Below are 22,158 nucleotides of genomic sequence, written 5' to 3'. Positions count from 1 at the left end.
ATGTCATTAATTGCGCTAGAGCGCGCGATATGGAATTTGAAGATTAAGCTGGAACCAGCCATTCTTTTCGCCGACGGCTATTGAGGAAACAGCCTGGTAACTGAGACGATCGTCATCCTGAAACTCAAACAGTTCCCGCAATTTATCGGCTGTCTCAGTAATGAGTTTTGAACCAGAACCTGCGGGGACAAATAACTGAATAATGATTATCCCCGTGCGATAAACAACCGGCCCCGCGCCAATTTCATTAACTCCAGCCTGCCCGGGAATATTACTTAACCGCGCCCAGATTAACTTACCGGAAGGATCGAACGTTGGCCCGTTCGGATACAATACGTCTTTTCCATCAATAATCGTCTGTGCCGTCATTCTGGAAATAACCGTATTTCTGATTTCAGTAAACTTCATTTGTAAGCCTGTAAAACACTATGAAAAGCGTTGGCATACACGCCAGTTGGCGCTTGTTGTGAATGACCGTTTTCAAGAGCCTCTGCATAAGGAAGGTTATTCTGGATATAAATAACCCCGTAATTTGCAGCTTTCGAAATAACCCCGATCCCACGCTGAACAGCAATCGTACCGTTCGGATCCACGTTATCAGATATACCAAAATCGGGATGCTGTAACGACACCAGGTTGTTATTTCTGAAACGTCCGGTATCAACCGGAGCAGCAATATCAATAGCAGTAAGAATCTGCATAGCGATGTAGCGAATCTTCAGCCCTACATCTTCCTCAATCATCCCGGCAAATATTGACGGTTCTATATCCCATGCCTTTGCCATTTACGCTCTCCTTAACTGGATAGAGTAAACTGATGCGGAAGGATCTACACTTGCTGTAATTACCTCGTATCGTTGTAACTGCCTTGATACAGGATCATAAATCTCAATAATATGGTCGACAGCTGGTTTATCCGTAACCTCGCATACCAGAGCGGTTAATTTAAGGTCACCATGCAAAATATTAATCCCATCAATTCTGCCCAGCTTATAACGTGTCAACACGCCTCGCCCGGTATAGATTGCGGTGGATTCGCCGCCAGTTTCCGTCACAGGATCCCAGTGCCGGTGCGTAACGTAAGAACCAGAAAAATCACTCACGACGTCCGCTAAATCCTCATCAAAAGCAGCGGCAACCTCTGACTGAATCTCTTCACGAAGCCCCATTATCCCCCCCTCACAACCCTGACTTGTGAGCGACTAAGTCCGTACGGTTTCAGCAGTGCTATCGCAAGCTGTAAATCGGGTTCAAGCAATGCAGTGCTGTTTGCTGGCAACTCAGAAAATGATTTCGATACACTGACCCCGTCAGCCGACACGGCTTTACTGATAACAACGCCAGAATCATTTTTCTGCTGAAACAACTTACCGAATGAGGCAATTCTGGCTGCATATGCTCCCGCAAGTTTTACCTCTTCCGGAATACGGGATGGGTTAATTTTCAGGTTGAAGCCATTAAGCCAGGCATTAGCCATTAAAACAGCTTTATTTTTAGCGTTCTCACTCGTCCAGGCGTTCCCAAACGCATTATCAACGTCATCACAGGTCACGTAAGTGATCATGTGTTACTCCTGAGTTTTCCAGCCCATAGCCTTCCAGTTGTCAACTTCATCAGGATGAACATTAGCGATAGTTGGTGCGCCGGGAAACATCTGATAATCGGTCACCATAACCACTAACTCAATTTGCGTTTTTTGTGCGGCTTCACGCTGTGCTCTTTGCTCTTTAGTTAATCCGGCCATATGCCCCCCATTAAAAATGGGGCCGAAGCCCCGTTTGAATGTTTAACCAAGAATCAGACAACCATGTGCCGGCTTCACTGATGAAACACCCCATGCCAGTCCAACTTCATAGCGCACCTGGCGATACTGACGATACAGTGCAATCTGGAACGTAATCCCTGAAATCGGGTCCGTAACATTCATTACATCATCAGCATTATCGCCACCTTCCGGCATTGCCGGAGTACGGGATGCCAGCAGAAACGCGTTGCGATCAAACGCCATATTTGCAGTAAAGGCCCCAACAACTGTGATGGCAGTATCATCGGCCAGATCCTGACGCAGTCCGGGCGCTGCAAGAGTAATCAGATTGCTGGTCGCTGCTGCCACAACATACTGATTCGGATCACCAGCGAACGTAACAATCTGACCTGCAGAAATACTCCCCGAACCAGTATCAATGGAAATAAGAACATCGCCTTCTTTTTTCTCTCCATTCACGAGATAACCAGTTGCAGCAACCTTTGGCGCTCGTTTCACACCTGCCGAACTGTGAATATTGAATCCCTCCAGACGCCCCAACACGCCCTCACGCAGTAGCTGTTCAGTGCCGGATTCATTCACTTTAAACAATACAGACTGTTTTCCGCGCAAATTAGCAATGGCAGTGGAGCCAAGCACCATCTGCAGATCGGTTGTCGGTGCGCCGTTATCCTCCAGAACCTGACGAGCCAGAGCAGCATCAGAAAGATCATCTTTAACACCAAACGGCGTTGTCCCTGCGGTTCCCACGGCGCGGGAAGCACCGAAATACAACGCACCAAGATCAGCCTCAACCTCGTTTGCAAGGGCGCGAAAAGCCTGCTTGAACTGATCAGCCAGAATGGTGTTGTAAGTCCCTGAAGGGCCAAGAGCCAGTTGTTCTTCACCATTCCATTTAACCGGTGCCATTTTGGATTTAGTAATTTTTACATCAACAGTGCCAATATTTTGATCACCGGTATTCGGAGCTGACGGCCCCGGTACGATATCTTCGGTTTTCGCCTCAGGCGCAACTGGCGCGGTTACCGTCTGATCTTTTGCTGCGGCGTCAGCTTTTGCGTTTTTTGCTACCGCAGGGATAAAACCTACCTGCTCACGGGATACAACATCCAGGGCGGTATAAATAGTCGGGATCAACCCGGTCAGGGTATTTCCAGCCATAATTAAATATTCCTTAAAAATTTGCGTAATTGTGAATAGATGGAGTAATGAGCTATCCAGCCCTGACACCAGCTCCCATCCGGAAGCTGACAAATGTGTTAATCAACGATTGTGATACCGTCTTTCAATGCGTTTTGCTTACCTGCAACATCCAGTGCATCAAAAGCAGAGCGTTTCATCGTTTTCTGACCAATATCATGCTGTGTCGGACGGGAGCCGCCGCCATTGTTGCCACTGGCTTTCAGGATGTAGTCTTTCTGAGGGTAATTTTCGACAAGGAACTCCAGCGCCTCATCAAACTGCGCCAGTTCGCCAGGCTTCGCGCGGGAATAAATTTTGTTGCCGGAAGCGTCATAAGCAACGATCCTCCCTTCTTCCACTTTGAATGCCTGCCCGAAGCGGGCTTGTAATAAATCTGCCGGGATCGCAATTTTATCGGCAATATATTTTGAACCCGCAAAACTACCGCCAATCATAGAATCGTAAAGCTGCTTCTCCAGCATCTGAGAGCGTTGCTTTTCTTCATCTAATTGCTGCTGAAAATTTTTCGTAATTTCTGCCTTAACCTGGTCAACCTGTCCCGCATCGAGCAGCTTTTTCTGGTCGATTTTTGACAGCATTTCCAGTGCCTCGATCGCCTTCTTCGGGTCTTCGATAGCGGCAAACTTAGCCAGTTTTTCCTCTGCAGCTTCTTTAGCCAGGCGATGATTTTTTGCCTCGCCATTAAGCTCTGTAATTTTTTTTGTCGCCAGCGGTGCATCGAAGCCAATTTCTTTACCATCGTCATGCACATAAACTGGCAGGCCAGCAGTATCAATTTCTGCGTATTGTTTTCCGTTAATCTCGACCGTTTTCAGTTTCATATTAGTACCTGGTTTAAGTCTTCCGACAGTTACGCTGCTCACCATCCGGATCGCAGCAATAAAAAAGGCCACCCGAAGGTAGCCTGTTGTAATAAATGATTTATTTAAATCCCTGCTTTTCTGAATACCTGTGCATCACGCTCACGGAGCTGCTTCAGCGTCAGCCATTCGCCTTTATCGGTGTAAAATTCATCTGGCGACATACCACCATCCCGAATCAGCTTTGCTCGGGTTTCCCCCACAATCTGTTTTTGTCTGGTGTAAGGCTGACGCAAAAACCATTCCCTGTAGGTTGTATCTCCGGCCACCACGCCATCCATGCTGGCCCGCTCAGCCGGGGAAATATCGCGAACATCAATACCCAGTTCCTTCGCTGATTTCAGAATGAACGTTTCCGTTGAGCGGCAGCAGAAATGAATTTTTCCCGGCCCCTGCAAATAAGGCACGCTGTGACCTACAGGTTTATTATTCAGCGTATATTTGAGGCGATCCCTGATTCGACATTGTGGCGTAGTACGATTATCAAGCGTTGATAACCATTGCTTACCCTTAATCAAATCATTATTCGCGCTGGCAAAACTCTCACGGGCAGTAGCAGCAAGATGTCCAACCGCTGTTTTTGCAATGCTGGCCGCATTAGCCCGGCTCATCTGCAATGCACCATCCTGAAATCCCTTACTGACATGTCCCCGAATTTTTCTTGCGATCTGCTCATTGGTATCCCCCAGCAAAAAACCCTGACGCACTGTATTTGTTATGCGTCTGAGCCGATCCGCCTCAAGATCTGAGGCCCACTCACTGAGCAGTCGTCCCTGGAATGGTCGCGCCATTGCAGCGGCATAAAGTGCATCAGGAGAGATACCAACCAGAGGGTGAACATCAGCAACAAAATCAGGTAGCATAGAATCAAACAGACTTAACTGATAACCAGCCTCATAAATTGCCAGCTCGTTCAGCTCTCCGGAGAGACTGGTAAACATGCTGTTAATAGCAGTGCGGTTAACCTCTCTGACGCTCGCCAGAAGTGACTCCAGGCGCTTAACGGTAAAACTACCTGGATCGAGGCTGTCCAGTGCTATCAGCAGGCGAGCAGTAAGTTCCGCATCGCTGTCATTCAGTATTTTCACCATTCTGGCAGCCACGCCAGTGCTATAGCGGGATATCCAGACTGCATGAGCAATTGATTCATCACGCAGCCGTTCATTCACGGTTTGCATCATTGATTTCCATCAGCATTACACTCTGATTTTTTAATTCATCGATCACTTCCTCTGGACGGGAATCCTGATCGATAAATTTCAACGCCTGCAACACCCGAACCGCATCAATCTGACGTATATCACCGCCCTGACGCAATGACTGAACAGCCAGCGCGGAGGATGAGTCAAACACCTGGGCAGATACATCCAGTTCAGTGCGCACATCCACATTGCCACCGCAACTCTCTCCGATCCATTCCGCCATTATCTGGAGAATATTATCGAGGGCATCTTCGAGGGAGTTCGCCATTGTATAAAGCGGCGAGTTTTCCTGCATTCGCTCTTCATTAGTCTGATCAACAGATTTGGTGGATGTATTTTCAGCACGCAGAAGTTTAGCGCCGGCATGACGCATCTGATTTTCCAGCTTCTCAAGTGATGTTTCGCCAGATTCTATCGCTGCGCCACTATGTTCAACATATTCGAGGCCATTTTTTGTTCTGTCCTCAAAAATCGTAGCGGTGGATGCACCAACCGTCAGTTCTTCATTCCTGTCCAGCCCGTAGGCCACCAGCAATGGAACGCGGGCAACATGAAGAATATTGTCCTGCTCGCTCTGGCTTTGCCAGTGCTTGATATTCAGCAAGCCAAGATTAAGCAATGGCGGTGTACCACGCATAAATCCTGTTTTCTTCGTGTACAGTGTTACCAGAGGAATATCATCACGGCTGGTATTCCATGACTCATGAAGCGTCCAGACAGATTCGCCATTAGTGCCTTCGCTACGTCGATAAATTTCAACTCGACGGGGCATAATATGGCGGATCTGCTCCACCTTCTTCTGCCCGAAATCATCACCATCAATAATGATGACCTCTTTTATACGCAAATCAGTGAGAACAACTTTCCCTTTTTCAACTTTCGATTTCCATCCAATAACCTGGCGTGGATTCAGCATCGTAACGTACGGACGACCACCGGTCGCGTTTTCATCGGCTTTTGTCCGAATCTCTTTCATATCCGTTCGTGGATAGTCCACCAGCGCATGTGCCACACCATACTGAAATGCGAGGCTGAAAAATTGCTGCGCCCACACATCCAGTCGGCTCCCCTCCATGTCGATATTTTCTGCATATTCCCTGATTTTTGCCGGCGTTTCCTCACTCAATACTGTCGGCTCTGCAAATATGCGCCCAATATTTTGCTTGATGCTTTCTTCATACACAGGAAGTAGCGTAGCCACAGACAGGCGTTTTTTATAAGCGTCTTCATCTTCGTTAGGCCATTTTGGGAGATAATTTTCCCCCTGCCTGCGCATTTCAAGCGTACCGCCCATCAGTGCGTCGTTAATATCCCACGCCTCCAGCATATCGTTATAGTCGAGGTTGGGTGTTGATATATCAGCCATAATTAAATCCGAAGTGATGTGACTCTTCCGGTCGGTTTGACAATAGGGAATTGCTTAACGATGAAATAACCTCCGGCATCATTCGGGTGATCATTGCCAGATTTTTTATCAGGCTCCCCCTTCTCATCCCAGACCTGTTGCTCCAGAGATTCGGCATATAACGGGCAACGCTTCACATTAACTTTATAGCGACGCTCACCATTGGCATTGCAGAACATTGCATTCATTGAGTTAACGCGATCTTTTACTGGCGGGTTCGAGCTGTTCACCACAACGTTAAAACCAGCCTGCTTAAGCTGGGCTATATCCGTCGTACTTGCGTTACTTGATTTTCTGGAATCCCCGGAAGCATCTGGATAAATATAAATTTCCCTCACTTTCCGGTAATCATTCCCATCATACAGCCAGAAGCGTTCTTTAATGATGCGGATCATATCCGGCGTATCGTAGGCATTGATGATTTCAGTTACCGCACATGGAAGCCCCAAACGCAGCACATGGACGATTCCCGCCATCTTTCCAACGTTAAAATCCATCCCAATATAAATCGGCTCCCCTGGCTGCTCCACTTCTTCGCAATTATTCAGTTTCCGGTCAAACTGATGGTAAACAGTACCACTTGTCAGGTTAGTAAACTGTCCTCGAAGATAGGCTTTAATCAGCTCTGGAGGGTATGATTCAAGAAGCGAAGGAATGTAATCTGCTGGCAGGTTCTTTTCATTATCGAAAGTAGATGCCTGCACCAGACCATACAGTGAGGCCAGCTCTGTTTTTTCACGCACGGCTTTAACAAACTGCTCGTAGACAAATTTGAATCCTTCCGGCGTGGTTGTAACGTCAATACCGTTGCGAAGTCCATCAATCTTATAACGCATACGTGCAATTATCTTGCGCCACGCCGTTCTGGCTTTTTCCTTCGGCAAAATGTCCAGTTCATCCACCAACGCATTACCAATTTTGAAACCGACGATCGTTTGTGGCTTCTCCATCGATCTGCAGATAGTGGTTCCCCGATACTGGCGTCCGTAATAAAAGTGAACCTCTTTATTTCCCTCATTAATTTTTACGTTCAATCCCCAGTCAGCAGCAACTTCTTCCACTGTAGGGTAAAAAATATCGCGAATTTGGGGATACGTTGGCGCAAAATATCCCTGATTTATACCTGGATGCTCCCAAATCCCCTTGCATATGCCGCCACACCCAACCCATGTTTTGCCCGAGCCAAAACCAGCAATATAGGCTTTAAATTTATGGGGCATTGAAAGAAATCGCGCCTGAGGCACATTAAGCGTCGGAGAGATCATCTTCATCACTCCTTACTCTGGCATCAACCACATTAATATTGATCGCCACAGGCTGGGGATGTTCATTATCTTCCACCGTTTCGATCTCTTTGCGCAGCTTCTGGTTTTCCATTCTGCGCCGTTCAATTTCCAGTTCCTGTAGCCGCTTATCTGCACATAAAGCCCCGCCAGCAGAAAACAAACGCAACAATTCACGCCGGGCGGCAGCCTTATCCTCCAGCAGGATCTCAACGCCGAATTTTCCGAATTTTGCCCCTGCATATAATTGCCGCGCATCCCCATCAAGCAGAGTGGTATCAGCCATATAAAGCTGTCCCGTTCCCTCACCGCAGCACTTCGGGCAGTCCGGATTGGGTATGGCGTTATCAACAAAGCCGAGGCCTCCATATTCCGGTTCGGGTTTGCCATCTCTGGAAGCCTGCGCCGCTGCCTTGTCGAATTCTGCTATATCGCGCCACTGGTAGAGATGATTCTCGCCCCAGCAATAACGGCAGTTAACACGGCGAAATTGTGCAAGCTGATTGGGGTCGGCCAGGACAATAGCCATCAACTGACTCACTAGTAAATCCAGGTCTGCGGTATAGCGTTTCTGGTACTGATTGCGGAAGTAGCTGATAGCGCGAAAAACCCTGGCATTTCTAAGCATACGACTGGCGTTGCTGTTAGCTGTCGCACCTTGCCCCTCATAACCGGCTAGTCGGTACGCCTCTGTCGGCTTTTTACCCTGAGCAACAAGCATCGCAAACTTAGCCTGCTGGTCAGAAATGCCGAATTCATCGGGACAGAACGAAAATTCCTCCGCGTCGCCCTCATTCAGGCCCGCATCGAATACTGGCTTTTTTTCCTGAGATTTTTCGTTCCGCTTTTGTGCAGTCTGCGCAGATTTTTTCTGCGCACTTTTTTGCGCAGTTTTGCACATTTCTGTCTGCGCATTTTTCGGAGTTTTTTTGATGTAACGACGGGCTGTTGCGTAATTCAGTCCCCTTGCTTCACACCATGCCACCGGAGATATACCGGAGCGGGTGTATTCAGCAATATACTCCTGCTGCAACGCCCCCCAGTCCGGTCTGCTCATCAGTTAGTCCTGATTTTTATCCACCCTGAGTAGTTCGCGCAGAGCAAAGGCATCCCCTTTTCTGGCAAGCTTAAACAATGCCGCTCGTAACTCGGCTTCACCTTTCGCTCTGCCCTTACGGATGGCCGCATAAAAATCTGTCATTGCTTCCCGATTTTCTTTCAGTCGGTTCAGATCAACATCCAGAACGTCAGCGATTTGTTGTGCAGTCATCCGGCACGCTGCCAGAGACTCGACTTTCGAATACGGAATCATTTGTCACCCCCATTGATATGCAGGGTGTCTTCTTCCTGTATTTTTCGTGAAGGATTTTTACTGCAGCGTTGTTCCAGGTGACCTGATGGTGAATGCGTTTATGGCTGGCACCCATCAGTGAGATTTTTACGCACGACGGCGCATACATGACGGAGTAAAAACTTTTAACGTAGGTTCCGGAATCCAGATACAGCTCGGTCATTCCGCCGCTGTTTTTCTGCGTCTGTTTCTGCCCTAACTGGACAGCACCGATCGTCATAAACAATTCACCACAGCGACCGAGATTCGTGTACGTATTCACATCCTCGTTAATGCGCCCCATGAATGAGAACGGTCGATCAACCGAACAGATAAAGCTGTTCATTGCCTTGCGTTTCACCCACGAAGCATGGCCGCCATTGTCACCAAGAAAATCCCCGCCCTGCGACATAGCGATGGAAAGAGCAGGTATTGATTCGTAGTACGCCAGCATTTCAGAAAGGATCGCATCCAGTTTCCTTATCGGAAAATAGGCCTGGTCATAGTTGCGATCCACCCGAAACTGGAACTCGTGATAATCATCATCGAGCTGAATGAAGTATTTACACCCGACCAGTTTTGCCTGGTCGAAACAGGCATTACGGGCGTAAAAAATTGAGCGGCGGTCACAGAAATTATCGGCTTCGTCAAAACGACTGGCGATATCGGCTTTGGAAAACACCAGCACCTGTTCACCAAATTCAGCCATGTACTGATGCCGTGTCTTATCTTCATCATCAACAACGATAAAAATTTTCCCGGTATAGCCAGCACGACGCAACGTCCGGTAAGTCAGAACTTTGTCCGGTCGCCCGTGAGTCAGAATAAAGGCGCAAAAATCATCACGCATATTCCTCCTCCTCACCACCATGCATGATCTCCACCATGCGCTGCGTCATCCGGACAAATCCATTTTCAATAGCCTGCTGATAATCAATGATCACCAGCGCCGACTCCTCGAAAAAACACTGAATTTCAGCGGGGGCATGAGCGTAATAGTCCGCAATTCTGCTGAAATTAAACACCGTGTGACGTTCTGCCGCACACAGGAGGAATTTCTCAATATCAGGCTCAAGGGACGCCGAACGTATCCGGCTGATCAGCTCCTGAGTTTTCGTATCGTCGTACAGTTCACTGATATCCGGTTTACCGCCCGACGGCTCATAAACAGGCGTATCAATTTTCGTCGTATACGGCTCCTCCTCATTTCCTGTACCGGGCAAAACATCCGTCAACAGTTCATCAATTTCTGTCGGGATGAAGCCTGTCAGGGAGACATCAAAATCAGCATTGATTAGGTCCGACAGCTCCATCCGCAACAGATCTTCATCCCAGCCAGCATTCATCGGCAGGCGATTATCTGCCAGGCGGTACGCCTTTTTCTGCTCATCCGTCAGGCCAGACAGAACAATGACCGGAACAGAATCCATTTTGAGCATTTCAGCCGCCATAACACGACCGTGACCCGCAATAATTTCGCCCTTTTCGTCAATCAGCACCGGATTAGTCCAGCCGAATTGCTTAATACTTTCTACCAGTTGTGCCACCTGCTCAGTACTGTGCGTCCTGGCGTTGTGCGCATACGGTGACAATTCTTGTAATGGGCGATAGACTATCTTTAATTTCTCGCTCATACAGCCTTGCTTTATGAATAAAACGCACCCCAGCAGCCAGTGCTACTGGGGACGGAGGTGTTGCTGGTAAAGTTAGGTATTGGATCAATGAGTGAGTCAACATAATATTAAACTCACAATTATAAATCAGCCATATATTAGGAGCGCCAAAAAAAACCTGAAAACAATATAATAACAGGATAAATTTCAAGGCGACCAAGAATCATAGCTATGCACATTAAACATTTTGCAATGTCATTAAGCACTCCGAATGACGATGCAGTAGCCCCAAAACCTAATCCCATATTATTAATACATGCAGCCACTGTTGCAAATGATGTAAGAAAATCATATCCCATACCATTTAACACCAGTATAAAAAACACCGTGAAGAGAGTATAAAGAAAAAAGAAACTCCATACAGACCTCATTACACGATCTGTAACTATCTTCCCTCCTACATTTACACTCAACAACGCTCTGGGATGAGAAAGCTGATTTATCTCGTGTTTGCTTTGTTTGAAAAGTATAAGAAATCGAAGTGACTTAATTCCACCACAAGTTGAACCTATACATCCCCCAAAGAAACTTGACAACAGCAAAAACACTATCGTGTGCGTGGGCCAACTTGCATAATCCTGCGTAGCTAAACCATTATCAGTGAGCATGGAGCTGGCAAGAAAAAACGAATGAATAAAACTTCCATGCAAGTCATACATACCTATATGCCAGACCTGGAAAGAGGTAACAATGATCACCCCTAAGGCTATTAACAGAAAGAAACGAAGTTCAATATCTCTGATTAAAGGTTTTATCGTTTTCCTGCTAATAACAATATACCAAAGAGTGAAGTTGAAAGCCGATAGCAGGGAAAAAGAACCAGCCACCAGCTCAACCAAATAGTTATTAAAATATCCGATACTCTCGCTATGAGTTGAGAAACCACCAAGCGAAACTGTGGAAATCCCGTGACAAATAGCATCAAACAAAGGCATTCCTGCAAGTCTATAACAGACAATACAAGCAATACCTAATAAAGAATAAGTTATCCACAGTGTCCGTGACGTATCGGCCAGGCGGGGAGTGAGTTTGTCATCCTTAAATGGCCCCGGCATTTCTGACTGATAAAGCTTTGCACCACCAATACCCAATAATGGCAATACAGCAACCGCCAGAACAATAACTCCTAAACCACCTATAAAATTTAACTGTGACCGATAGTACAAATATGCCCGAGGTAATGAACTAACATCATCAATTACAGTTGCTCCTGTTGTTGTTATTCCAGAAACCCCTTCAAACAGAGCATCAATGAACGTTAAATTAAGTTCTGAGTCAATCCATAAAGGGAATGCACTAATAACAGAAAACAAAATCCAAAACATTACAATTATAATAAACCCATCACGGGTACGTAATTGAATGCCAGATTTCTTAGTTGTATACCACGCTCCGCCACCAATGCAAAAAAATATAACGAAAGTTATAAAGAAAACGAACAGGCTTTTTTCTTTATAAAACAATGCTACAACCATTGGTGGCAACATTGAAAGACTATAGAGCCAAACCAGGAACCCACACATATGAGTAACAACTCTTACATGAGATGTATTCATATCTAAATATTCTTTCAATTATAACCACCTTGCTGCAATATTATGATTATACTGTATAAAATTTAACTCCTCTTAGATCTTACTTCACTGTTCCTTATGAAACAATCATCAAAATGAATCATATTGTAGTTAAGATTTTACTTTAAACACTGCTCGGTTATGTATTGCTGAGCACCTTCAAGTTGGGCCTGCATCATTACCAGTCGTTCCCGGAGGGTGAAATAATCCCGTTCAGCGGTGTCTGCCAGTCGGGGGGAGGCTGCATTATCCACGCCGGAGGCGGTGGTGGCTTCACGCACTGACTGACAGACTGCTTTGATGTGCAACCGACGACGACCAGCGGCAACATCATCACGCAGAGCATCATTTTCAGCTTTCGCATTAGCTAACTCCTTCGTGTATTTTTCATCCAGTGCAGCAACATCACGCTGGCGCTGCTGCATGTCAGTAATGGTGGCGTTCGCCTGGCTGAGTTTTTCCTTCGCTTTATCGCGCTGGTCTTTGTAGGAGATGGCGTTATCACGGTAATAATTGACTGCCCATGACAGGCTGACGATGATGCAGATAACCAGAGCGGAGATAATCGCGGTTACTCTGCTCATTTCTGCCCCCACAAACAGATTTCACGCTCAATCTCACGGCGAGTCATCAGGCCTTTCCATTGCTTACCGCCAGCGTATGTCCAGCGACGTAGCTGATCACATACGCCTTTGATATCGCCCTGGTTTATTTTGCGAAGAAGCGTCGATGTTCTGAAATTTCCAGCACCCACGTTGTAAACGAACGAGTAAAGAGCACCGCGCGTTGTTTCCGGTATATCGACTTTGATGTACGGGTTAATTTGTCTGGCGACCGTGGCAAGGTCTTTATTCAGGAGGGTTTTGCATTCTGCTTCGGTATACGTTTTACCGAGCATAATGTCTTTTCCGGTGTGCCCGTAACATACAGTCCATACGCCAACGATATCTTTATATGGTATGTAGCTGACACCTTCCAGACCATCGTCACCACTCGGACCAGTGATGAGCACAGACGCTATGGCAACAGCCCCACCACCAATAGCAGCTGCTACAGCCTTGCGTAATGATGGCGACATTATTCACCTCTCGCAGCCTTACGCTTATCTTCTTTAATCTTGAAATAAAGGTTTGTCAGATAAGTGAGAAAACCCAACACAAGGCTTCCAAGCACTCCAATCGCCGCCCACTGTGACGGACTGACCTGATCAAGCCACTGTAAAAACCAGTAGCCAGCACTGCCTGCAGAGGTGCCGTAGGCAATGCCCGTTGTTAACTTGTCCATGGATTTCATAGCCTCACCTCCGCGAATAACGGATGGTGTACACGGTTCGGAACGAAGAGGAAAGGTATAGAAGTTACATTAGCGTAAGGCTTGAACATCTATTCAAAAAGAAAAACGCCAGCGATTATTCTGGCGTAGCTGAAAGCATCATACAATTATCAAATACGAAAATTACAAAATCATTAAAACGCATCACGTTACATCATGTCTTTTTCTAAAAAAAATCTTGATGAATATTGATGGGGAGGAACACCAAAATATCTTCTGAAAACACTTACAAAATATGACGTGTTTTCATAACCGCATATCTCAGCAACTTTTCCAACAGAATATAAATTGTAGCTTAATAACCTTTCCGCCATCACCATTCGCTCTTCAAGAATTAATTTACTAAATGATAAGCCTTCGTGCTTTAATTTTCTTTTTAACAGACTTTCACTCAGATACAGTCTTGAAGATATATCACAAAGTCTCCATGCTGCAGATATATCCGTGTGAATAATAGCCTTAACTTTACTTCCTAAACTATTAAGACATCCAAATAAAAAACTTTGCACTATTTTCTCTGAAGATAAGATAGCAAGACATGCAAGTGATATTTGATTTCTAACAAAATCCACAGTTCTGCCATCACAATTCAAGCATGCAATCAAGTTCTTTAACAATGAAAAATCTTCACATTCCACCATCAAGTATGCCGGATAAAACCTTCTTACAGAAAAAGGTGAGAGTGTGTTGCTTTTAAAGAAATCATTAACTGTTTTCTCTTCAACATCTACGATCATTACATGATCTATATTTGATGAAAAAAAATCTTTCAAATTGTAATCAATGAGAACAGCACTTCCTTTTTTAAACAAAATATCTTCTTTACCAATTCGGACATCAAACGAGTTCAACACCAAAATGATAGAACATATGTATGGCATATTATCCACCTGATATCATTGGGGTTACACCAGGTAAGTATAGGTGGAAAATCAATATTCGCCAGTTCAACAATAAGGAAAATCTCATTGCATCACAAGTATAAAATTATGTATTTAACTCACAAAGACAAATTATTAAACCAATCTGTTATATTATATATAGCTGCGTGGAATCATAATATCATATATTTTGACTGGCATGTTTACCAAATTTAAGTTGCATCTCAATGGTTTCTTCAGCGTAAACAGAGTTTTTATACAAACTGACACTCTGGGTATCATAGTGTAGTTTTTACGATTGTAAATATCCTGTATGCAGGAACTCATCCTTTTGGATGATATCGCATACAATTAATTTACCATCAGTCTTAGAGCCAGTTCGTCCGGATAGGGATCGAAGTAATTCTGTGTAAGCAAGTAATCATTAGGATACTCACCCAGATAATGCTTCAGCAGAGTCAACGGCGCAAGAAGAGGTAATGTGCCAGAACGATAGTTAAGTATAACCTCGCTCAACTCTTTACGCTGGCGTGTACTTAAGTAGTTACTAAAATACCCCTGTATATGCATCAGCACATTCGTGTGATTTTTACGTGATGCAGGTTTTCTGAGAATCGCCATCAGCTTATCACGATACACCTCAAAGTATGATTCAAGATCCGCCCACTCGTGTATTGCAGCCACAAATGGTCCCATATCTTTATAGCCTGTCTGACTATGCGCCAACAACTGAAGCTTATAACGACTATGAAAAGCCAATAACTCTCTTCTTGATAATTTCTCCTTGTAAAGGTGATTGAGCTCATGCAAAGCAAAAACTCTTTCAACAAAATTCTCACGAAGCACTGGATCATGTAATCGCCCATCCTCTTCAACCGGTAGCCAGGAAAACTTTTCCATCAAAGTGCTCGTAAATAGTCCCACTCCATCTTTACGACCTCGATTACCATTTTCATCATAGACACGCACGCGCTCCATGCCACAGCTGGGAGATTTAGCACAAACCACAAACCCCGATACATCCTTTAATTTGTCCATATAAGAACGACTAAACTCTGTCATTCTCTCTGTCACATCCTCATTCTGGTCGTGGCTGAAACACATCCGTATATTTCCTTGCGTCGAGCGCACAAGACGTAGAGCAGGACGCGGAACTGGCAGCCCTATAGCCATTTCCGGACATACTGGTCTGAATGTTACCCATTCCACTAATTTGTCCATTAAAAAGTCAGCTCTTTTGTGACCACCATCAAAACGAACAGCAGAACCGGCCAAACAACCGCTGATTCCAATCACAGGTTTTTTTATCATATCCTCCCCCTTGACTAATTCATTAACACATAAACTGTGTAGTGCACGGAATAAATTGCCTTTCTGGCGTCATCACTGACAATTTTTCTGTTATGGACTATTCCTAATATAGTATGAAAGTTCTTTAAGTGATCGGTCGTAATCATCTATCTTTCATACTTACTCTCAACTATCAAAAGTACAGGATTTATTATGAAGTTATGGCCTGTGTTGACTGGCATTGCGCTCTCTTTCACTCTTATAGCATGTAAGGCCCCGACACCACCTAAAGGTGTGCAGCCGATTACAAATTTTGACGCCAACCGCTACCTCGGAAAATGGTATGAAATAGCTCGCCTCGAGAACCGGTTCGAACGTGGTCTGGAACAGGTCAGCGCTACTTATGGAAAACGGAACGACGGAGGGATTCGTGTACTTAACCGTGGATACGATCCAACGAAAAATAAATGGAGCGAGAGCGAAGGTAAAGCATACTTTACTGGAGATACTAAAACTGCAGCGTTGAAGGTTTCGTTTTTTGGCCCCTTCTATGGTGGCTATAATGTAATCAAACTGGATGATGAGTATAAGTATGCTCTTGTCAGTGGTCCGAACAGAGAATACCTATGGATTCTGGCAAGGACCTCAACTATTCCAGATAAAGTAAAAGCAGACTATGTGCGAACCGCTCAAAAGTTGGGATTCAATGTCAATGAATTATTATGGGTTAAACAATAAAATCCCTACCCGAAATGATACTTATTAGAAAAAAACCAGCCTTTGGGGAGGCTGGCTAAATCAGGAAACAAGCTGTTATATGATAATAACTACGTTGCGATTCCAACATTTAAAATGTTAGACTAATGACAATCAGACAGCAACTTTTCCTTTAATTATTTCGAACAATCAGCATCCATCTCCAATCGGAGATCCAACACCATCAGCATACCCTCCACTACGCCCTCAGCTTTCTGGAGCATCCTGCCAACCCAACAATCAGATCGCCCATGCTTACGTGCAAGCGCCATAAAAGTCATGCCGCCGACATAATAGTCCACCAATAAATCATGCAAATCGCTGTTGTTCTTTTTCAGACGGGCCATGCACCCGCAAATGATCATCGCGTCATCGTCACAACATTGTGGGCGAGATTTTACTTTTGAAGGAATTAATCCCTTAAAACCGGCGGCAATGGACGACCAGGTCACATCTTCATGATTATTAGCCGCCCACGCTCCCCAACGCTCAAGAACCATCTGAATATCACGCATCAACTTACTCCACAAAAATCAGACCAGAACGCCAATTACAAGCAAAAATCAACAAAACAGTATTAGTTGATTGTTATCTCTGACTTCATACTCCTGCTCCTGTCAGGGTTTTGGCGTAATTCTTCAGTATTCGGTAATCGGTCAAAACAGAACCGGGGAAACGATATAAGCGCAGACGCCCCCAGCGGTGGCGAAGAAGTTCTGCCATATAAAACTCAAACATCATTCATTCCCCATTTCGGTGATGGTCAGTTCCAGCCTCCCACCTTTGGTAACAGGCATCTTCACAACGCGGTAATCAACGACCTGAGCATCATCCAGCCAGAAACCTGCTTTGGTGAGTGCGTCAAAAGCGGCTTTTTGCAGATTATCCAGGTCACGGCGACGGCGATCCGGCATGTGGCACTCAATACGGATTTTCACTGGCATAGCCAGGCCGATATCCAGCATTGCGTTTTTAATGATTCGGGTGACGTTATCGCGGTATGCCTGCCCTTCTGCGCTGATGTGCGTGCGCCCGCGATTATGGCGGTAATAGCGATTATTGCTCGGAGGCCAGGGTAATGTGATGCTGTAAGTATTCACGCCTTAATAACCCCCTCTTTCAGCCAGATAACCTGTGTTCTCGCCATACCTTCCAGCGCGCATTCTTTTGCATACTCAGCATCGACAAAATGTGTGCGGCGGTCGATTTCGTCGTGACAGGCAGAACATGCAATGGTGGCAATCAGGTCTGGCGGTTTGATACCGGTACCGCACAATCCAGCCAGCCGGATATGTGCCAGTACAGACGTTTCAGGATTGCCATTACATACGCCAGGGATTCTTACCTGGCATTCCCGACCACGCGCTGCTTTTCTCAAATCAGCCATGGTTCCTCCTTGCTGCCAGTCGCAACCATTTTTTATCAACCAGGCTGGCGGTATATCCGAGCAGTGTTGGTATTTCGGATGGTTTCAGCTCAGGCTTACGCTTACGACGATTTGGTACTCTGTAGATGTGTCCGCTCATGACACGAATAAGCGGTGTAGCCATTACGCCTCCTGCTTGTCGCGGAGCTGCTGGAACTCGCAGCTCTGCGGAATAGTCAGGTGGCAGCCAATATTCATCGCCCAGGCTTCAACCTTACAGAGGAAGACATACATCTCTCCGGCATCAAGATCGGAGGTATGGCGTAACGACTGGATAGTAGTGATTTCACCGGTTACGACATCAACCAGTTCTTTGCTTTCATAACCGAGGTATGTGTGTTTGAGAGCATCTTTTACCCATGCTGCAGTAGCGAACGTTTTACCCCTGCTGATGAGGTATTCACTGATTTCGCTGTACCACATGTGGCTGAGTGCATTCTGGGAAAGACTGCGTTTCTCACGCCACGGTTTAAGCACCATGCGAAAGCATTTTCCGTTCTCCAGATAAGGCTGGATCTGCTGGCCGATAGCGATGAAGTTACCGCGATGCAGTTTGATGCCATCTTGTGGTAGGTTCACGCTTCACCTCCGTAGAGGTGAAACGCTGGATACAATATATCGCAGGTGCATTTCTGCATCTGTGGAGGGAGAAGAGAGTTTGGATTGTGTGTGCGCATAAACGTCCCCGTTTAGCGCAGAAGTCACCGGAGTTGTTCAGGCTCCGATGACATGATTATGGCGAGTTGATTATCGCAAATCAAAGGTTTTAATTGTGCTTTATTCCTTCAAGCGTTGCCTTCATACCAACCAAAGAAATGTTTAGCTCTTCAACTTTCTCAGGGCTATATAATTCAGAATGAAGCCAATATTCTGATTTATCTAAACATCTTTTAGCCAGCTCTCGATCAAAGTCTACGACTTGGGAAGACGCTTCATACCAAAGCCTATAAAGTTTTTCTTCTTCGTTTGGGTTATTAGGCTCACCACGTTTTAATTTTTCAGTATATAAAATTGTTGAACAAATCGCAGGAGTTAATCCAGTGATTGCCCTCTGCCGCAGATCGGATTTGTTTGTTATCCACCCCAACAGACGATCTCCCATCCATGTGATAATTGTATCCATGCTTTAGCCCTTCTTAGTAAATAGTGTGTAGGGCGACTGAAGGACCGAGTTTATGCTTTTTCGCATTGCTTTCAGTTAGTACACCGGTATCGCACCGGAAACAATCCTACGGCAAATTGGTTGTCTGACCTCTCGGTTTTTCGTGCATTAACCGATACCCACTACAGTCTCGGCGAAAGCTGCACACCCCCAGGGTGTACTGGTAGCACTCGGCACAGCCTAGCACGCCACTTTCTTCTCACTATCCAGTCTAATTTTATCCCCTAGTCAGACACTCAGATGTAGTGCTCCGCAGCGGCATGCGGGGGAATACAAAAACTCGGACAAAATTGGGCCCTCCTTTTTGAATCACTCGCGGGGATGTAGTTATTAATACATGGAAAAAGATCTGTTTTCAAATCCAACATTATATGGTTTCAATACCACGGGGTGGCTATGTGTTTCTCATTGTTAATTGGAATCTACTGTAATCGATCCGAACGTAAATGCGGCAAAACTCGACTCCACTTATCATCCTGCCACGGCCGGAATTTTACATGTGCCGTTTCTCTGGCAAGGATTGCCTGTGCCTTATTGAGTATCTGGGGATATTCTTGCTCGATAGAAGTGAAGCGACCAGCTTCACGATGCTCCGCAACCTGAAGAAGAGGAGTAACGTTCTGGCAGGCGGTTAACATCGCATCCCCAGCTCGCCACAACCAAGCAAGTGTGCAAAGTTCGTTATCAGTGAATTGTTTTATGATTGGGGATTGTTGAACTTCTCGATCGAGAATATCCAGAACCCAACGGCGGAACTCTTTGGCTACAGGAGTGCGGGCGAACATGGCGATCAAATGGGCTCCGCGGAGAGAGAAAACGCGTACTTTCTTCTTCAAGTTTCGAGTACTTTTCGAGGTACTCAGATCAAGTACCTCGACATCATTCTCTAAGGTACTGACTTCAAGCACTCTAGTCATACTACTGGAAAATTCGTCAGCATATTTGTTGTAAATCATCGTGACTGCGCGACTATTCGAATACTTCAGTGCTCTTGCTAGGTTGGATGAAGTTAGCCATATTCCGGCAATATTTGCCACTGGCACTAGTGCTTCACCTTGGAAGTTCAGATCTGATGTTGCTACAATACTCATGTCGATATTTCCTTCGCGGTTATTTTCGATAGAAGCCCCTAAGGTTGCCGCCAGTGGGGCTTCGCTGTTTCTAGCGAGCATGTATCCGTGTTCTAAATTTCAATGCCCATACAAGCGCCTGAACAATAGCTGCGTTCTCAGACATCCCTTCCTCCTGAGCAATTCGCTTGAATTCATCCTTCACTTTTTGCGGATAGCGAAGGGTAATTTTTACCTCTTTCTTTTCCATTGACATAACCTCATGAGGCCACAATGACACCATGAGGCCATAATGCCACCATTGAATTGATGTGGCAATATGGCACCATTCATTTTTTTGGGGGGTCCAATGGCTGACAAACAAGTAAAAGACTACGATAAGTTTAACCTCCGTTTCCCTGATGGGATGCGTGAAGCTATAGCTGAACGAGCCAAACGAAACGGGCGCTCAATGAATTCAGAAATCATTCAAATACTCCAAGATGCCATAGAAGGAAGTTCTGAACTATCTAAACGTTTAAATTTAGTTGGGTTTATTCGAGGTGACAGAGAGATACGTGACCTGGAAGATAATGCAAGCAAACTTGCGTTGTATATCGATCATAGAACACAAGAGTTTAAACAAATTTTATTGGAAGATTTAAAATTACTCCTTAATCATGATTAATGTTAATATTTTCTCAAAATCCAATTGATAGAGGAGTTATTTATATGCGTATTAAAATCATGCCTCTCCCAAGTACTATCCAAATGGGCCAAAAAAAACGGACAACAAGTGCAGCAGTATCCACAACGTTTTTTGGCCCAAATAGTCTTAAACCACAAGGAGATAGCCTTGAAAATACAGCAAAGAAAAACTCTTCAATTTTGCGAGAAAAAAACTACAGAAAAATTGCTGAAACACTATATAAAACTGGGGTCATAACTATGGCAACATTTGATAGAGAATGTAATTTAGGAGGTAAAGACAGAAAGTACTTGCGACATATTTTTTCCCTACTTTTGTCAGAAAAAATCAAATCAAAACAAATCAGAATAACCCGCAAGAAAAAACAGAAGAAATAAAACGCCAGCGAAAACTTCTCTTTATTTTCATAAGAAAAGAGCATAATTACCAGTTTTCCATATAATCCATAAGTTATGCTTATGCTGTAGTCCTCCCATATACCGCCAACACCCGCTTCATCGCGGCACTCTGGCGACACTCCTTAAAAATCAGGTTCGTGCCCACCTTCCCTTCCCGTTCTTCCCTGGTAGCGAACCGGTAATACACCGTTCGCCAGATCTTACCATCAATGACTAAGATTCCTGCCCGCGCCATTTTAGCCGCAGCCTGATTTATGCTGGTTACTGTTGCGCCTGTTACCGCAGCAACGTCCGGCGCACAGAAGCTCTTATACATCCCCAGGTAATGAATAATTGCCTCTTTGCCCGTCATACACTTGCTCCTTTCAGTCCGAACTTAGCTTTGATTTCTGCGATCTTCGCCAGAGCCTGTGCACGATTTAGAGGTCTACCGCCCATGACAGGAAGTTGTTTTACTGGTTCAGGTATCGCCTCACCACGGTTAATTCGCGCGGTCATACAGGACAGTTCATCGGCAGCCTTGCGCCGTAATTCCGCGTCAGTCAACGCATTGGCCCGCATGTTCTGATACAGGTTGGTAACCAGCCAGTAGTGCGCGTTTGATTTCCACGGATAAGACTCTGCATCCGGATACAGACCACGCTTCCGGCAATACTCGTAAACCATATCAACCAGCTCGCTGACGTTTGGCAGCCCGGCGGTAACGGATGCTTCTTCCCGGCACCATGCAACAAACTGCCCGGGTGATGGCAGAAATGGTCTATTCTGCCGACGGGCTACGCGCATTCCAGCGTTAACCTGTTCCATTGTGGTGATCCCGTTTTCCCGGAAAGCCAGAACCCACTGGCGGCGGATTTCGT

The 22,158-nt window shown here is 45.5% G+C and carries 35 protein-coding genes and 1 pseudogene; 3 read left to right on the top strand and 33 right to left on the bottom strand.

Translation table 11 applies throughout. From position 1 onward, the window contains the following. Positions 1-15 precede the first annotated feature (15 nt). The 21 genes and pseudogenes from RGV86_RS00175 to RGV86_RS00080 form a co-directional block, all read right to left on the bottom strand. Positions 16-408 carry a phage tail terminator-like protein gene (locus RGV86_RS00175; protein ID WP_000673077.1) on the bottom strand — a complete coding sequence of 131 codons (393 nt, stop codon included), beginning with the start codon at positions 406-408 and terminating at the stop codon, positions 16-18. Then, positions 405-785, bottom strand: a complete 381-nt coding sequence (locus RGV86_RS00170; RefSeq protein ID WP_001029820.1) for a hypothetical protein — start codon at positions 783-785, stop codon at positions 405-407. The genes RGV86_RS00175 and RGV86_RS00170 overlap by 4 nt, the downstream gene beginning before the upstream one ends. Further along, positions 786-1,169: a hypothetical protein gene (locus tag RGV86_RS00165; RefSeq protein ID WP_021550630.1), complete on the bottom strand. Its 384-nt coding sequence runs from the start codon at positions 1,167-1,169 to the stop codon at positions 786-788. It lies immediately after the preceding gene. Further along, positions 1,169-1,564: a hypothetical protein gene (locus RGV86_RS00160; RefSeq protein WP_000634214.1), complete on the bottom strand. Its 396-nt coding sequence runs from the start codon at positions 1,562-1,564 to the stop codon at positions 1,169-1,171. The genes RGV86_RS00165 and RGV86_RS00160 overlap by 1 nt, the downstream gene beginning before the upstream one ends. A gap of 3 nt (positions 1,565-1,567) precedes the next feature. Further along, entirely contained in the window at positions 1,568-1,744 is a 177-nt protein-coding gene (locus RGV86_RS00155; RefSeq protein WP_000908084.1) for a hypothetical protein, read from the bottom strand. 42 nt (positions 1,745-1,786) lie between these two features. Then, complete coding sequence (locus tag RGV86_RS00150) at positions 1,787-2,926, bottom strand: major capsid protein (RefSeq protein WP_000918487.1); 1,140 nt, start codon at positions 2,924-2,926, stop codon at positions 1,787-1,789. A gap of 98 nt (positions 2,927-3,024) precedes the next feature. Beyond that, on the bottom strand, positions 3,025-3,789 hold the full coding sequence (locus tag RGV86_RS00145) for a DUF6651 domain-containing protein (protein WP_000770042.1): 765 nt from the start codon (positions 3,787-3,789) through the stop codon (positions 3,025-3,027). Positions 3,790-3,893: 104 nt separating this feature from the next. Then, positions 3,894-5,006 (bottom strand): phage minor head protein, encoded by a 1,113-nt coding sequence (locus RGV86_RS00140; protein WP_001363932.1) that lies wholly within the window; start codon positions 5,004-5,006, stop codon positions 3,894-3,896. Continuing rightward, positions 4,990-6,396 (bottom strand): DUF4055 domain-containing protein, encoded by a 1,407-nt coding sequence (locus tag RGV86_RS00135; protein ID WP_000763702.1) that lies wholly within the window; start codon positions 6,394-6,396, stop codon positions 4,990-4,992. Before RGV86_RS00135 ends, RGV86_RS00140 begins: the two co-directional genes overlap by 17 nt. Positions 6,397-6,398: 2 nt before the next feature. Next, positions 6,399-7,700: a terminase large subunit domain-containing protein gene (locus RGV86_RS00130; protein ID WP_000625348.1), complete on the bottom strand. Its 1,302-nt coding sequence runs from the start codon at positions 7,698-7,700 to the stop codon at positions 6,399-6,401. Then, positions 7,681-8,775, bottom strand: a complete 1,095-nt coding sequence (locus RGV86_RS00125; protein ID WP_000089447.1) for a terminase small subunit — start codon at positions 8,773-8,775, stop codon at positions 7,681-7,683. Before RGV86_RS00125 ends, RGV86_RS00130 begins: the two co-directional genes overlap by 20 nt. Before the next feature lie 3 nt (positions 8,776-8,778). Next, positions 8,779-8,988, bottom strand: coding sequence for a hypothetical protein (locus RGV86_RS00120; RefSeq protein WP_000126788.1), 210 nt, complete (start codon positions 8,986-8,988; stop codon positions 8,779-8,781). After that, positions 8,966-9,898 (bottom strand): GREB1-related protein, encoded by a 933-nt coding sequence (locus tag RGV86_RS00115; protein WP_001742940.1) that lies wholly within the window; start codon positions 9,896-9,898, stop codon positions 8,966-8,968. Before RGV86_RS00115 ends, RGV86_RS00120 begins: the two co-directional genes overlap by 23 nt. Next, positions 9,891-10,361 carry a hypothetical protein gene (locus tag RGV86_RS22500; protein ID WP_488382050.1) on the bottom strand — a complete coding sequence of 157 codons (471 nt, stop codon included), beginning with the start codon at positions 10,359-10,361 and terminating at the stop codon, positions 9,891-9,893. Before RGV86_RS22500 ends, RGV86_RS00115 begins: the two co-directional genes overlap by 8 nt. 54 nt (positions 10,362-10,415) lie before the next feature. After that, positions 10,416-10,682: pseudogene (locus RGV86_RS22495) on the bottom strand (ParB/Srx family N-terminal domain-containing protein); the annotation flags it as partial. Positions 10,683-10,819: 137 nt separating this feature from the next. Then, positions 10,820-12,277 (bottom strand): Trk system potassium transporter TrkG, encoded by a 1,458-nt coding sequence (trkG, locus tag RGV86_RS00105; protein ID WP_001097895.1) that lies wholly within the window; start codon positions 12,275-12,277, stop codon positions 10,820-10,822. A 137-nt stretch (positions 12,278-12,414) separates the two neighbouring features. Beyond that, entirely contained in the window at positions 12,415-12,879 is a 465-nt protein-coding gene (locus RGV86_RS22410; protein ID WP_021550629.1) for a lysis protein, read from the bottom strand. Further along, positions 12,876-13,373 carry a lysozyme RrrD gene (rrrD, locus tag RGV86_RS00095; RefSeq protein WP_021550628.1) on the bottom strand — a complete coding sequence of 166 codons (498 nt, stop codon included), beginning with the start codon at positions 13,371-13,373 and terminating at the stop codon, positions 12,876-12,878. Before rrrD ends, RGV86_RS22410 begins: the two co-directional genes overlap by 4 nt. After that, the gene (locus RGV86_RS00090) at positions 13,373-13,588 is read right to left on the bottom strand and encodes a class II holin family protein (protein ID WP_000839583.1); all 216 of its coding nucleotides are present in this window, start codon (positions 13,586-13,588) and stop codon (positions 13,373-13,375) included. Before RGV86_RS00090 ends, rrrD begins: the two co-directional genes overlap by 1 nt. Before the next feature lie 188 nt (positions 13,589-13,776). Continuing rightward, complete coding sequence (locus RGV86_RS00085; protein WP_001146308.1) at positions 13,777-14,508, bottom strand: helix-turn-helix domain-containing protein; 732 nt, start codon at positions 14,506-14,508, stop codon at positions 13,777-13,779. Between the two features lie 351 nt (positions 14,509-14,859). Next, positions 14,860-15,819, bottom strand: a complete 960-nt coding sequence (locus RGV86_RS00080) for a YbgA family protein (RefSeq protein WP_000592547.1) — start codon at positions 15,817-15,819, stop codon at positions 14,860-14,862. Positions 15,820-16,011: 192 nt separating this feature from the next. On the opposite strand from RGV86_RS00080, the gene RGV86_RS00075 reads away from it, so the two are divergent. After that, the gene (locus RGV86_RS00075) at positions 16,012-16,536 is read left to right on the top strand and encodes a lipocalin family protein (protein WP_000780582.1); all 525 of its coding nucleotides are present in this window, start codon (positions 16,012-16,014) and stop codon (positions 16,534-16,536) included. Positions 16,537-16,691: 155 nt separating this feature from the next. Here the strand turns inward: RGV86_RS00075 and RGV86_RS00070 are convergent, their stop codons facing one another. From RGV86_RS00070 to RGV86_RS00025, 10 genes are all read right to left on the bottom strand, one after another. Continuing rightward, complete coding sequence (locus RGV86_RS00070) at positions 16,692-17,069, bottom strand: antiterminator Q family protein (protein WP_001204777.1); 378 nt, start codon at positions 17,067-17,069, stop codon at positions 16,692-16,694. Positions 17,070-17,154: 85 nt separating this feature from the next. Then, positions 17,155-17,295 carry a YlcG family protein gene (locus tag RGV86_RS00065; RefSeq protein ID WP_000971070.1) on the bottom strand — a complete coding sequence of 47 codons (141 nt, stop codon included), beginning with the start codon at positions 17,293-17,295 and terminating at the stop codon, positions 17,155-17,157. Continuing rightward, positions 17,292-17,654, bottom strand: a complete 363-nt coding sequence (gene rusA, locus RGV86_RS00060) for a crossover junction endodeoxyribonuclease RusA (protein ID WP_001099700.1) — start codon at positions 17,652-17,654, stop codon at positions 17,292-17,294. The genes RGV86_RS00065 and rusA overlap by 4 nt, the downstream gene beginning before the upstream one ends. Then, on the bottom strand, positions 17,651-17,941 hold the full coding sequence (locus RGV86_RS00055) for a DUF1364 domain-containing protein (RefSeq protein ID WP_000774477.1): 291 nt from the start codon (positions 17,939-17,941) through the stop codon (positions 17,651-17,653). The genes rusA and RGV86_RS00055 overlap by 4 nt, the downstream gene beginning before the upstream one ends. Beyond that, positions 17,934-18,104, bottom strand: coding sequence for a NinE family protein (locus RGV86_RS00050; RefSeq protein WP_021550626.1), 171 nt, complete (start codon positions 18,102-18,104; stop codon positions 17,934-17,936). Before RGV86_RS00050 ends, RGV86_RS00055 begins: the two co-directional genes overlap by 8 nt. Next, the gene (locus RGV86_RS00045; protein ID WP_021550625.1) at positions 18,104-18,559 is read right to left on the bottom strand and encodes a YbcN family protein; all 456 of its coding nucleotides are present in this window, start codon (positions 18,557-18,559) and stop codon (positions 18,104-18,106) included. The genes RGV86_RS00050 and RGV86_RS00045 overlap by 1 nt, the downstream gene beginning before the upstream one ends. After that, positions 18,556-18,657: a hypothetical protein gene (locus tag RGV86_RS00040; protein WP_072213884.1), complete on the bottom strand. Its 102-nt coding sequence runs from the start codon at positions 18,655-18,657 to the stop codon at positions 18,556-18,558. The genes RGV86_RS00045 and RGV86_RS00040 overlap by 4 nt, the downstream gene beginning before the upstream one ends. A gap of 89 nt (positions 18,658-18,746) precedes the next feature. Beyond that, positions 18,747-19,103, bottom strand: coding sequence for a hypothetical protein (locus RGV86_RS00035; protein WP_021550624.1), 357 nt, complete (start codon positions 19,101-19,103; stop codon positions 18,747-18,749). A 461-nt stretch (positions 19,104-19,564) separates the two neighbouring features. Beyond that, a complete protein-coding gene (locus RGV86_RS00030; protein WP_024191105.1) occupies positions 19,565-20,314 on the bottom strand; it encodes a P22AR C-terminal domain-containing protein in 750 nt (249 codons plus the stop codon). Then, positions 20,304-20,462 (bottom strand): Arc family DNA-binding protein, encoded by a 159-nt coding sequence (locus RGV86_RS00025; RefSeq protein ID WP_021550622.1) that lies wholly within the window; start codon positions 20,460-20,462, stop codon positions 20,304-20,306. Before RGV86_RS00025 ends, RGV86_RS00030 begins: the two co-directional genes overlap by 11 nt. 99 nt (positions 20,463-20,561) lie before the next feature. Here RGV86_RS00025 and RGV86_RS00020 point away from each other — a divergent pair, with 99 nt between their 5' ends. Both RGV86_RS00020 and RGV86_RS00015 read left to right on the top strand, forming a co-directional pair. After that, positions 20,562-20,879: an Arc family DNA-binding protein gene (locus tag RGV86_RS00020; protein ID WP_021550621.1), complete on the top strand. Its 318-nt coding sequence runs from the start codon at positions 20,562-20,564 to the stop codon at positions 20,877-20,879. Between the two features lie 44 nt (positions 20,880-20,923). Next, positions 20,924-21,277, top strand: a complete 354-nt coding sequence (locus RGV86_RS00015) for a hypothetical protein (protein WP_021550620.1) — start codon at positions 20,924-20,926, stop codon at positions 21,275-21,277. A 79-nt stretch (positions 21,278-21,356) separates the two neighbouring features. Here RGV86_RS00015 and RGV86_RS00010 read toward each other — a convergent pair whose 3' ends face one another. Then, a complete protein-coding gene (locus tag RGV86_RS00010; RefSeq protein ID WP_309508437.1) occupies positions 21,357-21,650 on the bottom strand; it encodes a protein ren in 294 nt (97 codons plus the stop codon). Next, positions 21,647-22,158 (bottom strand): replication protein P (locus RGV86_RS00005; protein ID WP_309513784.1); only part of this gene is annotated, 512 nt, incomplete at its 5' end. The genes RGV86_RS00005 and RGV86_RS00010, both read right to left, overlap by 4 nt.

The organism is Escherichia ruysiae, assembly GCF_031323975.1.
GTDB classification, from domain to species: domain Bacteria; phylum Pseudomonadota; class Gammaproteobacteria; order Enterobacterales; family Enterobacteriaceae; genus Escherichia; species Escherichia ruysiae.
Note: the sequence above shows the minus strand (reverse complement) of the source record. Positions and strands in the feature narration are given on the sequence as shown.

Excerpts from the sequence above, each read along its gene's own strand:
- RGV86_RS00175 (WP_000673077.1), bottom strand. The coding sequence starts at position 408 with ATGAAGTTTACTGAAATCAGAAATACGGTTATTTCCAGAATGACGGCA.
- RGV86_RS00170 (WP_001029820.1), bottom strand. The coding sequence starts at position 785 with ATGGCAAAGGCATGGGATATAGAACCGTCAATATTTGCCGGGATGATT.
- RGV86_RS00165 (WP_021550630.1), bottom strand. The coding sequence starts at position 1,169 with ATGGGGCTTCGTGAAGAGATTCAGTCAGAGGTTGCCGCTGCTTTTGAT.
- RGV86_RS00160 (WP_000634214.1), bottom strand. The coding sequence starts at position 1,564 with ATGATCACTTACGTGACCTGTGATGACGTTGATAATGCGTTTGGGAAC.
- RGV86_RS00155 (WP_000908084.1), bottom strand. The coding sequence starts at position 1,744 with ATGGCCGGATTAACTAAAGAGCAAAGAGCACAGCGTGAAGCCGCACAA.
- RGV86_RS00150 (WP_000918487.1), bottom strand. The coding sequence starts at position 2,926 with ATGGCTGGAAATACCCTGACCGGGTTGATCCCGACTATTTATACCGCC.
- RGV86_RS00145 (WP_000770042.1), bottom strand. The coding sequence starts at position 3,789 with ATGAAACTGAAAACGGTCGAGATTAACGGAAAACAATACGCAGAAATT.
- RGV86_RS00140 (WP_001363932.1), bottom strand. The coding sequence starts at position 5,006 with ATGCAAACCGTGAATGAACGGCTGCGTGATGAATCAATTGCTCATGCA.
- RGV86_RS00135 (WP_000763702.1), bottom strand. The coding sequence starts at position 6,396 with ATGGCTGATATATCAACACCCAACCTCGACTATAACGATATGCTGGAG.
- RGV86_RS00130 (WP_000625348.1), bottom strand. The coding sequence starts at position 7,700 with ATGATCTCTCCGACGCTTAATGTGCCTCAGGCGCGATTTCTTTCAATG.
- RGV86_RS00125 (WP_000089447.1), bottom strand. The coding sequence starts at position 8,775 with ATGAGCAGACCGGACTGGGGGGCGTTGCAGCAGGAGTATATTGCTGAA.
- RGV86_RS00120 (WP_000126788.1), bottom strand. The coding sequence starts at position 8,988 with ATGACTGCACAACAAATCGCTGACGTTCTGGATGTTGATCTGAACCGA.
- RGV86_RS00115 (WP_001742940.1), bottom strand. The coding sequence starts at position 9,898 with ATGCGTGATGATTTTTGCGCCTTTATTCTGACTCACGGGCGACCGGAC.
- RGV86_RS22500 (WP_488382050.1), bottom strand. The coding sequence starts at position 10,361 with ATGGAGCTGTCGGACCTAATCAATGCTGATTTTGATGTCTCCCTGACA.
- trkG (WP_001097895.1), bottom strand. The coding sequence starts at position 12,277 with ATGAATACATCTCATGTAAGAGTTGTTACTCATATGTGTGGGTTCCTG.
- RGV86_RS22410 (WP_021550629.1), bottom strand. The coding sequence starts at position 12,879 with ATGAGCAGAGTAACCGCGATTATCTCCGCTCTGGTTATCTGCATCATC.
- rrrD (WP_021550628.1), bottom strand. The coding sequence starts at position 13,373 with ATGTCGCCATCATTACGCAAGGCTGTAGCAGCTGCTATTGGTGGTGGG.
- RGV86_RS00090 (WP_000839583.1), bottom strand. The coding sequence starts at position 13,588 with ATGAAATCCATGGACAAGTTAACAACGGGCATTGCCTACGGCACCTCT.
- RGV86_RS00085 (WP_001146308.1), bottom strand. The coding sequence starts at position 14,508 with ATGCCATACATATGTTCTATCATTTTGGTGTTGAACTCGTTTGATGTC.
- RGV86_RS00080 (WP_000592547.1), bottom strand. The coding sequence starts at position 15,819 with ATGATAAAAAAACCTGTGATTGGAATCAGCGGTTGTTTGGCCGGTTCT.
- RGV86_RS00075 (WP_000780582.1), top strand. The coding sequence starts at position 16,012 with ATGAAGTTATGGCCTGTGTTGACTGGCATTGCGCTCTCTTTCACTCTT.
- RGV86_RS00070 (WP_001204777.1), bottom strand. The coding sequence starts at position 17,069 with ATGCGTGATATTCAGATGGTTCTTGAGCGTTGGGGAGCGTGGGCGGCT.
- RGV86_RS00065 (WP_000971070.1), bottom strand. The coding sequence starts at position 17,295 with ATGATGTTTGAGTTTTATATGGCAGAACTTCTTCGCCACCGCTGGGGG.
- RGV86_RS00055 (WP_000774477.1), bottom strand. The coding sequence starts at position 17,941 with ATGGCTGATTTGAGAAAAGCAGCGCGTGGTCGGGAATGCCAGGTAAGA.
- RGV86_RS00050 (WP_021550626.1), bottom strand. The coding sequence starts at position 18,104 with ATGGCTACACCGCTTATTCGTGTCATGAGCGGACACATCTACAGAGTA.
- RGV86_RS00040 (WP_072213884.1), bottom strand. The coding sequence starts at position 18,657 with ATGCGCACACACAATCCAAACTCTCTTCTCCCTCCACAGATGCAGAAA.
- RGV86_RS00035 (WP_021550624.1), bottom strand. The coding sequence starts at position 19,103 with ATGGATACAATTATCACATGGATGGGAGATCGTCTGTTGGGGTGGATA.
- RGV86_RS00030 (WP_024191105.1), bottom strand. The coding sequence starts at position 20,314 with ATGCTCGCTAGAAACAGCGAAGCCCCACTGGCGGCAACCTTAGGGGCT.
- RGV86_RS00025 (WP_021550622.1), bottom strand. The coding sequence starts at position 20,462 with ATGGAAAAGAAAGAGGTAAAAATTACCCTTCGCTATCCGCAAAAAGTG.
- RGV86_RS00020 (WP_021550621.1), top strand. The coding sequence starts at position 20,562 with ATGGCTGACAAACAAGTAAAAGACTACGATAAGTTTAACCTCCGTTTC.
- RGV86_RS00015 (WP_021550620.1), top strand. The coding sequence starts at position 20,924 with ATGCGTATTAAAATCATGCCTCTCCCAAGTACTATCCAAATGGGCCAA.
- RGV86_RS00010 (WP_309508437.1), bottom strand. The coding sequence starts at position 21,650 with ATGACGGGCAAAGAGGCAATTATTCATTACCTGGGGATGTATAAGAGC.